The following is a 12,397-nucleotide window of genomic DNA, read 5'->3' as shown; positions in this document are numbered from 1 at the left end:
GGAATCCCCCCACCCGCATCAGTGCTTCACCCCGAACAGGTTGCCCGGGTCGTCCACGGTGCGGTCGCCCTTGATCTGGTCCGGGGTGCGCACCCCGGAGTACACCCGGAACCCGGCGATGCCGCCGTACCAGTTGTCCACCAGCGACCCGCCGTTCCACTGGCCCGCGCCGAGCCGCAGCGACCCGCTGCCGTTGTACGGCGCGGTGGCGGTCGCGCAGGTGGACTGCCGCTGGCCGTTGACGTACAGGCAGACGGTGTTGGCCGCGCGGTCGAAGGTGGCGGCCAGGTGCGTCCACGCCCCGCGGTCGGCCTTGGCGTCGCTCCACGCGAAGTTCAGGCAGGCCTGGTGCTGGTCGCAGGACAGGCCGAAGGCCCACTTGCCCACGGGTTGGGTGTCCTTGCGGTACCCGAACATGAACGGGCTGTACCCGCTGGCGTCGTCCATCGCCGCGACGGCCCGGGTGTTGTCGTCGCCGTCGGGAGCGTCCAGGCGAACCCAGGCCTCGACGGTGAATGAGTTGTCGGTGCGGAAGGTGTCGGGCCGCTGCAGACCGACGGTGGCGTTGTAGTTGAACTGGGCGTCGGCGGCGTCGCGCTGGTCGGCCACCTCGGACACCGACCCGGACGGCGTGCCCGGCGCGGTGTTGCCGTTGACGTTCCACACGGCGTCCTGGAAGGACTGTCCGGCCAGGCCGGCGATCTGCGAGGCGCTCAGCGCCTGCTGCCACACCTGCACCTGGTCCAGCGAACCCTTGAACTGGTGGGTGATCCCGCCGATGTCGTAGCCGCCGACGGTGAGCGGGCCGCCGGCCGTCCACGGCGCGCCGCCGAATGCCGTGTCACCGGTGAGCTTGCCGTTGACGTACATCTGGAGCTTCTTGGTCTCGCTGTTGAACACGCCGGTGACCAGCGTCCAGTCGCCGGCGGTGGTCACCGAGTTGGGCCGGTAGGTCCAGTTCATCTGCGCGGCCGCGTGGTCGTCCTGCGGGGTGCTGTTCACGCCGAAGATCCACGCCTTGACGTCCGGCGAGTACCGCATCAGGAAGCCGGGCACGCCCCCGGGCTTGGCCGGCTGGCCGGCGACGCCGTAGTAGCCGTTGACGTCATCGAGCTTCGCCCAGGCCGACACGGTGAACGAGCGGCTGGTGTCCACCACCGGACCGCTGGTCTGGCCGTAGCCGGTGCCGTCCAGGTGCACGGCGGTGCCGGACTTGCCGGGCACCCAGGACGTGCCGCCGGACAGCGTCAGCGGGTGCGGGGCCAGGCCGCTGCCGCTGTTGCCGACGTCGGCGGCGGTGGTGCCGCTGCCCTCGTCGAGCTTCCAGTACCCCTGCAGGCTCGGCACGGGGGCGGGCGTGAAGTTGCCGCCGTCGTTGGTGGAACCGGTGGTGAGCAGCGACGCCGCGCCCTCGCCGAGCCCGTACTGGGCGCGGGGCACGCCGGCCGTGGCCAGCGCGTGCACCTCGGCGTCGGACAGCACCCGCTGCCACACCTGGGCGTCGTCGATGAAGCCGGCGAACAGGCTGGCCCGCGCGCCGTTCCACTGCAACCCGCCGATGGTGAGCGGGCCGTTGGACGCGTATCCCTTGCGCACCAGGCTGTTCTGCTTCGCGCCGTTGACGTACAGCGTGGCCAGGCCGGTCTCGCCGTCGTAGGTGCCGGTCAGGTGCGTCCACACGTTCATCTGCGGCGGGGCCTTGGCCGCCACCCGCGGATTGTACGGGCTGGTGGTGTCGGTGCTGGGCAGGTTGAAGGTCCACGTCGCCGCGTCCGAGGAGTACTCGATGAACGCGCCGCTGTTGACGTTGCCGTCCTGCGCGATCACGGCGTGGTAGCTGTTGGGGCTGGCATCGGCCAGCATCGCCCACGCCGAGATGGTGAACGACTTGGTGGTGTCCAGCACCGGGCCGGCGGTGGCCAGGTAGCCGGTGCGGTTGAACACCAAGCCGCCCTTGACGCCGTCCTTGCTCCCGTTCTGGTCGGGCTGGGTCCAGCCGTTGCCGCGGCTGTACCCCAGCGACCAGGTCGCGTCGCCGTTGAGGGTCACCGGGTGCGGGGTCGCGTCCGACCGAATCGCGGCCACGTTGTCCGCGCCGGTGGTGCCGCCCGCGTCATCGAGGGCCCACGCACCGGCCAACCCCTTCTCCGGGGTCAGCGGCTGCACGATGTACGCGCAGGCGGCGGCGTCCAGGCCGTTGCCGGCGACGCAGGCGCCGTTCGGACCGGGCTTGTTGGTCTTGCTGACGGCCTTGACCCGGATCAGGTTCTGGTTGCCGTTGACGGCGGTCGCGTTCACCGTGGCGGTGACGTTGCCGTTGGCGTCGAGGCCGGGGTTGCGGTTGGCGACCGGCGAACCCTGCACGCTGGGGTCGCTGCCGTCGGTGGTGAAGACGAACCGGTCGATGTCGTCCAGCCCCGCGTTGGCCAGCGGCACGGAGACGCTGAACGTCACCGGGTCGCCCTGGAGCTGCGGCTGCTGGCCGGTCAGCGCCACGGTCGGTGCCTTGGGCACCGCGGTGTCCACTGTGAACTCGCAGTCCCAGTCCCAGCGCGGGGAATCCAGCTCACCGTCGCCGACCTTCATCGCCCACTTGTAGATGCCGTCGCCGCCGATCCAGCCGTCGGGGATCGTGTACTGCGCGGTCGCGCCCTGGTTCGGCCCCGGGGTGCCGACCCAGAAGCGGTTGGCGGCGTTGTCGTGGTAACTGTTGGGCGTGTCGTGCCCGTAGGTCCCGCCGCTGGTCGCGACCTGCACGCTCAGGCTGCCGCCGTCCGGATCGGACACAGTGGCCTGCACCTCGGGCTGCTGCGTGTCCACCCAGGGCCGGTTGTCGCCCTTCACGCAGGGCAGCGCCCCGTTGGCCATGGCGTGGTTGGTGGGGTTGTTCGGCGGCGAGTCGTAGGCGACCTCGAGGTAGGGGTTGAGCCCGAACTTGCGCCAGCCGGAGACGCTGTTCTCCACCGTCGACTTGATCATGAAGGTGCCGGCCTGCCAGCCCTCGGCCGCGGCCCGGCGCACGATGTCGGAGGCCTCGAAGACCTGCGTGACGTTGCCGGCGTCGTGGCAGTTGGCCACGTTGGCGGTGGAGATCTTCTGGTTCCACCCCGGCTGCGCGTTCCACGTGGTCCCGCCGCCGATCCCGCCGGTCCACCACAGCTCGCTGTCGGTGGTGCCCGAGCAGTTCCAGGTGTGCGTCACCGTGGTGTTCAGGTGCGCCCAGTGGATGGACTTGCCGATGATCGGCGCGGTGTTCATCTGGAGGTAGGAGCGCGAGATGTGCGCCGGGTCGGAGTTCTCGTACCCGGTCAGCAGTTCGCCAAGGGAACCGCCGGTGGCGTCGAAGTTGTGCGCGTCGGGGTAGCCCGACTGCACCACGACGTGGTGTTGCATGCCGCACCAGGAGGTGTTGGAGCAGAAGTACTCCGGGTCGATGTAGACCGGGAAGTGCGTGCCCTTGTCGGCGAGGAAGGCCTGGTCCGGGCTGACGTCGACGCCGGTCGGCGTGACGTCGGCGCGCATGCCGGCGCGCCGGGCGCCGTCCGCGCCGCCGGTGACCTGCTCGGCCTTGCTGCCCTGGCCCGAGGAGTCCCACATCCGGGTGGCGTCGCCGGCGAAGACCTCAGCGCCGGAGGCGTCCACCACCTGGAGGTCGCCGCCGGGCGCGGCCTGGGCGCGCGCCCGGACCTGGGTGTTGCTCGTGTACGTGCCGAAGGTGATCCTGCTCAGCTTCGGGTTCTTCGCGGCCTCGGCGGTCTTGACCACCAGCACCTCGGAGAAGCCCATGGAGTCGGCGGTGACCGCCAGGTCCACGCCCGGCCACACCTCCGGGTACGTGGCGGTGGCGCCGTCCAGGGTGGGCCTGGGCAGGTCGCCGGTCCACGTGAGACCGACCTCCGCGCCCTTGTTGCCCAGCTTCACCAGCGGCCGCGCGGCCGAGCCGGGGCCGCCCGCGGACAGCGAGATGTCCAGTGTGGACGCCTTGGGCCCGATACTGCCGTCCGGCCGCACCGCCAGCGTGGTGTCCACCGGCACCCACTGGTTCCCGCGCCGCACCCGGACCGGCCGGGTGTACTGCCGCCACACCAGCGAGCCGTCCGGCTGAGCCGAGACTTCCTCGGTCTCGCTCAGCCGGGAGGTGACGAGCACGTTCTTGTGCCCCTGTCTGGCGTACTGCTGCGCCTGCGTCTCGGTCGGCGCCTGATCCGGTATCGCGGCGGCCGAGGCCGGGGCCGCGGCCACCGGCGTCAGCAGGGATCCGGCGGCGAGCGCCGCGGCTCCCAGAAGCACGCGCACCCGGAAAAGGGCGCGCGGCAGCCCGACAACAGCCATGAGATTCCTTCCCCCTTTGTGACTGGTCACGGCTCATCGAAGCCGCGCCAGGAGCACAACCCAGGTCATCCTCACCGGATCGGCGCCCGCCAGCAAAGAGGCCAAAAGGCGTAAAGCTCACGCAAGGGCGGAACAAACGGACAATAAGAACGAAAGGGCCGGTCGACGAGAATCGCGGCGCCGTTTTCGCAGGTGCCGGGGGCACGACGCGGCGGGCCCGCCGGCGAATCGCCGACGGGCCCGCTGGAAAACGTGGTTCAGCTCTCCTTGCCGGAGTCCCCCGTGCTCGTGTCCTCCGCAGGTGCGGCGGGCTCCTCGGGCTTGGCCTTGGTGGAGTCGAGCAGCTCCGCCAGCACGGTGCCCTGGATGCGCCGGAAGGCCCGCCGGGGGCGCTTGCGGTCGAGCACGGCGACCTCCAGCGAACGGTCGCTGTTGGTGGCGGGGCTGCCGGCGTCGAACGCGTTCACGGCGACGCGCAGCGTGTCGGCGAGCGAGGCGTCGTCCTGGTAGGAGTCCTTGAGCGCGGCGGAGATGGCGTCGGCCTGGCCGCCCATCACCACGTACTTGGGCTCGTCGAAGATCGAGCCGTCGTAGGTGAGGCGGTAGAGCTGGTCGGTGCCGTAGGAGGCGCCGACCTCGGCCAGGCACACCTCGACCTCGAACGGCTTGATCTGCTCGGTGAAGATCGAGCCGAGCAGGCCGGCGAAGGCGTTGGCCAGCGACCGGGCGTTCACGTCCCGCCGGTCGTACTGGTACCCGCGCAGGTCGGCGTGCCGCACGCCGGCCACCCGCAGGCTCTCGAACTCGCTGTACCGGCCGACCGCGGCGAACCCGATCCGGTCGTAGATCTCCGACACCTTGCGCAGCGTGGACGACGTGTTCTCGGCGACGAACAGCACGCCGTCGGTGTAGGTGAGCACGACGACGCTGCGGCCCTTGGCGATGCCCTTGCGGGCGAGCTCCGAGCGGTCCCGCATCACCTGCTCGGCGGATGCGTACAACGGCAACGTCACTGTGCGGCTCCTGTGGTTCGTGGGTACATCGCGGCGGACCTCAGCCGCGGGTGCGGTCCGCGACGACCGCCTCGGACACCTGGGCGGTCACCTCGTCGGACAGCCGCACCGCGCCGTCGGCGCCGTTGACGGTGATGACCACCGGGAAGATCCGGCGCACCATGTCGGGCCCGCTGGTCGCGGAGTCGTCGTCGGCGGCGTCGTAGAGCGCCTCGATCGCCGTGCGCACGGCCGCGTCCTGGTCCGCGTCCGGGTCGTACAGCTTCTTCAGCGAGCCCTTGGCGAACACCGAGCCGGAGCCGATGGAGTGGTAGCCGGCGTGCTCGTCGAACCGCCCGCCGGTGACGTCGTAGGTGACGATCCGGCCGGCCCGCGCCGGGTCGGGCGCGTCCACGTCGTAGCCGACGAACAGCGGCAGCACCACGAGGCCGGCCATGGCCGCCTCCAGGTTGCCCTTGATCATCGCGCCCAGCCGGTTGGCCTTGCCGTCCAGCGTGATCGTGACGCCCTCGAGCTTCTCGTAGTGCTCCAGCTCGAGCTGGTACAGCCGGACCATCTCGACGGCCAGGCCCGCGGTGCCGGCGATGCCGACCGCGGAGTACTCGTCGGTGACATAGACCTTGTCCATGTCCCGGTGCGCGATCACATTGCCCTGGGTGGCCCGCCGGTCGCCGGCGATCAGCACGCCGCCCTTGTAGGCGACGGCGACGATCGTGGTGCCGTGGGCCAGTTCGAGCGGCCGAGCGCCGGGCGCGACCCGGTTGAACGGCAGCAGCTCGGGCGCCTGTGCGCGCAGGAAGTCCACGAACGACGACGTGCCCGGCGCCAGATAGGCCGCCGGCAGCGCCGCGCCCGCTTGCGAGTTGTGCTCCATGTAGTGCTGTTTCTCCTGCCGCCGGTGATAACTGGTCGCGGGTCGGGCGCTGGCCCTACTCGCCGCCCTTCTGCACGTAGGCGCGCACGAAGTCCTCGGCGTTCTCCTCGAGCACGTCGTCGATCTCGTCGAGGATGGCGTCGACGTCCTCGCCGAGCTTCTCCCGGCGCTCCTGACCCGCGGCGGTGGCGCCGTCGGCGCCCTCGTCGCCGTCGCCCCCGCCCTGACGCTGAACCTGTTCCTGAGCCATGGCCGCCTCCCGGTGACTGGTTGGCCTGCTTCAACACTACCCAGCGGCACTGACATTCGTCCTTCAGCCACTCGGGTCGTGATCAACGCGTGTCTACCCCCTGGTGAGGGCGTCCACCAGCTCCTCGGCGGTGTTCGCGGCCTCCAGGAGCGCCCCGACGTGCGCCTTCGTGCCCCGCAGCGGCTCCAGGGTGGGGATCCGCACCAGCGACTCGCGGCCGATGTCGAAGATCACCGAGTCCCAGGACGCCGCCGCGACCGAGGTCGGGTACCGCTCCAGGCAGCGGCCGCGGAAGTAGGCGCGGGTGTCCTCCGGCGGCGTCGTGACGGCCGCCAGCACCTCTTCCTCGCTGACCAGGCGCTTCATCGAGCCCCGGGTCACCAGCCGGTTGTACAGGCCCTTGTCCAGCCGCACGTCCGCGTACTGGAGGTCGACCAGCTGGAGCCGGGGCGAGCCCCAGGCCAGGTTGTCCCGGCTGCGGAAGCCCTCCAGCAGCCGCAGCTTGGCCGGCCAGTCCAGCCGGTCGGCGCACTCCATCGGGTCCCGGCGCAGCGCGTCCAGCACCTCGCCCCAGGTCTTGAGCACGTGCGCGGCCACCCGGTCGCCGCTGCCCTCGGACTCCAGGTACGCCGCGGCCCGCTCGTGGTAGGCGGACTGGATGTCCAGGCCGGAGAACTTGCGGCCGCCGGTGAGCTCGACGGTGGCCTTCAGCGTCGGGTCGTGGCTGATGGTGTGCACGGCCCGCACCGGGTCGGCCAGCCGCAGGTCGTCGAAGCGCTTTCCGGACTCGATCATGTCCAGCACGATCGCGGTGGTGCCGACCTTGAGGTACGTGGAGTACTCGGCCAGGTTGGCGTCGCCGATGATGACGTGCAGCCGGCGGTACTTGTCGGCGTCGGCGTGCGGCTCGTCGCGGGTGTTGATGATGCCGCGCTTGAGCGTGGTCTCCAGGCCGACCTCGACCTCGATGTAGTCGGCGCGCTGGGACAGCTGGAAGCCGGCGTGGTCGCCGGAGGCGCCGATGCCGACCCGGCCGGAGCCGGTGACCACCTGGCGCGAGGTGAAGAACGGGGTCAGGCCGCCGATCACCGCGGTGAACGGGGTGCTGCGGGACATCAGGTAGTTCTCGTGGGTGCCGTAGCTGGCGCCCTTGCCGTCCACGTTGTTCTTGTACAGCTGCAGGCGCGGCTGGCCGGGCACGGAGGCGGCCTTGATGGCGGCCTCCTCCATGATCCGCTCGCCGGCCTTGTCCCAGATGACCGCGTCGCGGGCGTTGGTCACCTCGGGCGCGGAGTACTCGGGGTGCGCGTGGTCGACGTAGAGCCGCGCGCCGTTGGTCAGGATGACGTTGGCCGCGCCGAGGTCCTCCACGTCGGGGTCCGACGGCGGCACGCCCGGCGCCCCGAGGTCGAAGCCGCGCGCGTCCCGCAGCGGCGACTCCACCTCGTAGTCCCACCGGGCGCGGCGCGCCCTCGGAATCTCCGCCGCCGCCGCGTACGCCAACACCACCTGGGTCGAGGTCAACACCGGGTTGGCCGTCGGGTCGCCGGGTACGGAGATGCCGTACTCGACCTCGGTGCCCATGATCCGCCGCATGTCAGCAGCCTACGACCTCACGCCGACACGCGAGCCGGTGACCGGACTCACGAACTGGCCAGCCCGGCCGCCGGCAGCACCCGCGAGGCCGTCCGAGCAGGCACAACGGCGGCAAGCACAGCCAGCGTGACCACCGCAAGTCCCCCGATCGCCAACTGGCCCCAGGGCAGAGTCGGCCAAGTGTGCACGCCCAGACCGGCGATCAGCAGCTCCGCGTACACGGTTCCGAGCACGACGCCGCCGATCAGGCCGCTCAGCGCGAGCAGCACCGCCTCGGCCAGGATGCCGGCCGTCACCCCCATGCGGGTGACGCCGAGGGCCCGCCGCAGCGCGACCTCCTTGCGGCGTTCCTGTACGGAGATGCTCAGGGCGGTGCCGATGCCCGTCACGGCGACGGCGACGCTCAGGCTGAGCAGCACCATCAGCATGACGGCGCCGAGGTCCAGGTTGCGCTGGGTCGCCTCGTCGCTCTGCGACGCCGTCTCCACCTCGACGGTCGGCGCGTTGGGCAGGGCGCCGAGCACGGCGTTGCGATAGGCGCCCTGGTCGAAGCCGGCTTTGACGCTGACCAGCATCGAGCTGACCGGCGCGATGGCGGGGTCGCCGACCACCACCCCGGCGAAGCCGATGCTGACGTCGGGCACCGTGCCCGCGATAGTCACGGTGCGTGACCCGCCGGGGAGGCCGTCGATGGTGACCTGCTGGCCGACGCCGACGTGCCATTCGTCCATCAGCCACGATTCGAGCAGCGCCGAGTCCGTGCCGAACTGCGGCGCCGCGGGCTGGTGCTTGGACTGGAGGTACGCCGTGAGCTTGGCCGGGTCGACGCCGGCGACGGACGCGGGCTTGCCGGCGACGGTGATGTCCTTCTCGGCGGAGCTCACCGGCAGCAGCTGGTCGACCTCGGGCTGCTGGGCGGCCTTGAGCACGTCCGGGCCGAGCGGCCGTTGGCCGGTGTCGTGGATCTGGGCGTCCGGCCTCTGGATCCCGCCGTGCGAGAACGCCACGTCACGGGCGGTGCCGATGAGCACGACCGTGCCGGCGACGATGGCACTGGCCAGCACCAGCGGCATCGCCACGGAGGCGGCCCGCTGCGGCACGCGCCCCAGCTCGATGCCGGCGAGCCGCACGTGCGGGCCGAACGCCTTGCCGGCCACCCAGCCGATGGCGCGCCCGATCCTCGGCACCACGTACGGGCCGAACGAGCCGAAGATGCCGGCGACCGCCGCGATGCCGGAGAACAGTGCGAAGAACGGGGAGGGCACGGTGCGCTGGGTGGCGAGTGCGCCGAGCGCGAACAGGACGGCGGCGGCGACCAACAGCCAGCCGCGCACCAACCGCGCACGGACCGCACGGCGCTCCGGCGTCGCCTCGCCGGCGAGACGCAACGCAGCCAGCGGCGACACGCGCGCGGCGGCTCGGGACGGCCGCACAGCGGCGAACGCACTGAGCGCCGCCGCCACGAGGATGCCGGTGATGAGGTATCCGATGGTTGGTAGCGCCGCCGGCTGTAGCTGGACCGTCCCGAGCATCGAGGACACGCCCGTCACGTCCAGGATCCAGCCGAGCGCCCGGGCGACGGCCCCACCGAGCAGCGCCCCGACCGCGCCGGCCAACGCGCCGGTGATGGTCGCCTCGATCAGGTTGGCCCACACGATCGGCGCGCGGTCGGCACCGACGCAGCGAAGCAGCGCCGTCTGCTTCTGGCGTTGCAGGTATACGGCGCGGAAGGTGGCGCCGGCGACGAACACCGCGGTGGCCATGGCCAGGATGCTGAACAGGAACAGCAGCACCCGCAGCGTGTTGTTGCCGCCCTGGATGGACCGCTCGCCGTCGGCGGTCGTCACGCTCAGACCGCTGCCGAGCTGCTGGGCCAGGTTGCCGCGCATCGTCACGTCGCTGGTGCCGGGCGTCAGCAGCAGGTCCAGTTCCGACGTCTGGAAGTTCGGATTGAGCTTGGCCGCCAGGTCCTTGCCGACGATCAGGAACGGCTGGTCGCCCTTGGAGCCCATCTGCGTCACACCGCTGACCGTCACCTGGATCGGGCGGCCCGCCGCATCCGCGAGCGTCACCTTCGTGCCGGGGGCCAGGTGGCGCTGGTAGGCGGTGACCTTGTCCACCACGACTTCGCCGTCGGCGGCCGGCGTGTGGCCGTCGGCCAGGGCGTACCGGTTCAGCGACGGGTCGCCCGCGTCGATCGCCGCCTGGATCCGCTCCGGCAGCGCGCGCCCGTTCGCGTCGAGCATGTCGACGTTCACCTGCTGCACCGGCACGACCTTGGCCACGCCCCCGACACCGGTGAGCTGCTTGGCCACCTGCGTCAGATCGGGCGGCTGGGTGTTCGAGCCCGGAACCGTCGAGACCACCACACCGACCGGCTGCGGCACCCGCTCCGCGCCCGCCTTGAAGGCGTCGCTCATGGCGTCGCCGAGCATCAGGGACGCGATCAGGCAGGCGACGCCCACGAGCAGCGCCAGGCCCGGCAGCAGGGTGCGGCCGGGATGGCCGCGCAGATCCGACAGGGCGAGTCGGGTGACGATCCTTGGGTTCACGCCGACGACGCTAAGGACCGTGTGGATCACCGGTCGTCATCCTGGCGTCGCGACCCGGCGTCCGCCCAGAGGACTACGGCCGTTCATGCAGGGAAGGACGCCTTACCCTCGTTCAACGCGGGTAAGGCGTCCTTCCCTGCATCAGGATGGGGTCACTGGCCCAGCATCGTCTTCACGAACTGCGCGGCGTCGAAGCTGCCGAGGCCGGTCACCCGGTCGTAGCCCTTGGTCGCAGTGAAGGCGCCGTTGCTGCCGCCGACGATGTCGTGCAGTGCCGCGGTGCCGGACAGCTTGTACAGCGCCGGGTTGGCGAAGCCCAGGGCCGGCTTGCCGGCGGCCTTGGCCAACTGGTTGTACAGCGCGGTGAAACCGGCCCACTGCGGCGCTGCGGCGCTGGTGCCGCCGACGACGCCGAACTGGCCCTTGCTGAACACCGCCAGGCCCGTCGCCGGGTCCGCGTCGGCGGCGATGTCCGGCACCATGCGGACCTTGCTGCCCAGGTTGGCCTGGTAGTCGGGGGCGGCGAAGAGCTTCGAGTTGCCGCCGCCGGAGTCGACCCAGCCGGACTCGCTGGTGCGACCGTTGGCCGCGCTGACCACCAGGTGCGTGCCGCCGGTGCCGGTGACGAACGGGTCGCTGGCCGGGAAGTCGACGCTCTGGCCGCCGTTGCCGGCGTCGTCCGAGCCGCTGTCGCCGGACGCCGCGAACAGCGACTGGCCCTGCGCGGCGGCCTGCTTGTACAGCGTGTCCTGGGCCTGGATGTCGGCCTGCGAGCCGGCCTCCTCCGGACCGCCCCAGCTGATCGACACCACCGGGATCTTGCTGTTCACGATCGCCGCGTACGTGTCGATGACGCCCTTGTTGCTGTTGGGGCCCTCGAAGACGGTCTGCTGGGCCTGCGGGGCGATCGCCGAGATGGCCTCGATGTCCAGCTCGACCTCGGTCTGGCCCTCGCCGAGCGCCACCCCGCCGTCGACCTTCTTGACGATCGGCGTCGGCGGCTTGAGGCCGAACTGCTGGTCGTAGGCGTTGATGTTCTGCTGCTGGAAGGCGTCCAGCTCGAACACGGCGACCTGCTGCCCGGCGCCGGTGGCGTTGAGCGCCTTCACGTCGTACGCGCCGGTCAGGTTGGCCGGCGTCAGGCCGCGCACGGCCCGCTGCTTGAGCGGCGGGTGCGTCAGCTTGCGGTGGTTGTCCAGGCCGGCGACGTCGCTGACGGCGGGGGCGAGGTCCCGGGGCAGGGTCAGGGCGGAGTCGTTGGCGTAGTAGTCCTGGCCGCTCGCGTCGCGGCGGGTGGACAGCTTCGTGCCGAAGGTCTGCTCCATCGCCGACGCGGGACCGCTGGCGTCGACGATCAGATGGTTGGCCGCGACCGAGTCGACGTTGAGGCCCTTCGACTTCAGGTACGCGGTCATCTTGTCGATCTGGTCCTGCGGGGCTCCGTACTTGGCGGTGAACTCCTCCGGCGTCAGGTACTTGCCGTACGTCGGCGACTGCGGGTTGCTCACCTGGCTGATGAACTGGTCCAGCTGCTGGGAGTTGCTCGGCTTGAGGCTGACCGCCACGGACAGTTGCTTGTCCGCCGGCACGTCGCCGGTGCGCGTGGACTGGGCAAGCTTCGGCAGCACCGTGCCGGCCAGGGTCACTCTGGGTTGCAAAGCGACTGGGCTGGCGTTCGCGGCCTGCATGACGGCCGCGCAGGTCCCCAGGACGGCGAGCGGCGCGATTACCGCCACGGCCACCTTGATGCTCTTTTTCACCATCGGCTCCTCGGTCCGGC

7 protein-coding genes are annotated in these 12,397 nt (G+C 71.0%); all 7 read right to left on the bottom strand.

Going from position 1 to position 12,397, the window contains the following annotated elements:
• Window positions 1-18: 18 nt before the first annotated feature.
• Window positions 19-4,332, bottom strand: a complete 4,314-nt coding sequence (locus BCF44_RS41475) for a LamG domain-containing protein (protein WP_116179990.1) — start codon at window positions 4,330-4,332, stop codon at window positions 19-21.
• 257 nt (window positions 4,333-4,589) lie between these two features.
• On the bottom strand, window positions 4,590-5,345 hold the full coding sequence (gene prcA, locus BCF44_RS41470; protein WP_116179989.1) for a proteasome subunit alpha: 756 nt from the start codon (window positions 5,343-5,345) through the stop codon (window positions 4,590-4,592).
• Between the two features lie 40 nt (window positions 5,346-5,385).
• Window positions 5,386-6,219, bottom strand: coding sequence for a proteasome subunit beta (prcB, locus tag BCF44_RS41465; protein WP_116179988.1), 834 nt, complete (start codon window positions 6,217-6,219; stop codon window positions 5,386-5,388).
• 55 nt (window positions 6,220-6,274) lie between these two features.
• A complete protein-coding gene (locus tag BCF44_RS41460) occupies window positions 6,275-6,469 on the bottom strand; it encodes a ubiquitin-like protein Pup (protein ID WP_116179987.1) in 195 nt (64 codons plus the stop codon).
• Window positions 6,470-6,562: 93 nt separating this feature from the next.
• Window positions 6,563-8,065, bottom strand: coding sequence for a depupylase/deamidase Dop (dop, locus tag BCF44_RS41455; protein WP_116179986.1), 1,503 nt, complete (start codon window positions 8,063-8,065; stop codon window positions 6,563-6,565).
• 47 nt (window positions 8,066-8,112) lie between these two features.
• Window positions 8,113-10,617, bottom strand: coding sequence for an FtsX-like permease family protein (locus BCF44_RS41450; RefSeq protein ID WP_246016110.1), 2,505 nt, complete (start codon window positions 10,615-10,617; stop codon window positions 8,113-8,115).
• 152 nt (window positions 10,618-10,769) lie between these two features.
• Complete coding sequence (locus BCF44_RS41445) at window positions 10,770-12,377, bottom strand: S53 family peptidase (RefSeq protein WP_211353466.1); 1,608 nt, start codon at window positions 12,375-12,377, stop codon at window positions 10,770-10,772.
• Window positions 12,378-12,397 lie beyond the last annotated feature (20 nt).

The sequence above is a fragment of the Kutzneria buriramensis genome (genome assembly GCF_003387475.1).
Lineage (GTDB): Bacteria > Actinomycetota > Actinomycetes > Mycobacteriales > Pseudonocardiaceae > Kutzneria > Kutzneria buriramensis.
This window is presented reverse-complemented; position numbering and strand designations above follow the sequence as displayed.

Bases quoted from the DNA above. Each gene is read 5' to 3' on its own strand.
- BCF44_RS41475 (WP_116179990.1), bottom strand. From the start codon at position 4,332: ATGGCTGTTGTCGGGCTGCCGCGCGCCCTTTTCCGGGTGCGCGTGCTT.
- BCF44_RS41460 (WP_116179987.1), bottom strand. From the start codon at position 6,469: ATGGCTCAGGAACAGGTTCAGCGTCAGGGCGGGGGCGACGGCGACGAG.
- dop (WP_116179986.1), bottom strand. From the start codon at position 8,065: ATGCGGCGGATCATGGGCACCGAGGTCGAGTACGGCATCTCCGTACCC.
- prcB (WP_116179988.1), bottom strand. From the start codon at position 6,219: ATGGAGCACAACTCGCAAGCGGGCGCGGCGCTGCCGGCGGCCTATCTG.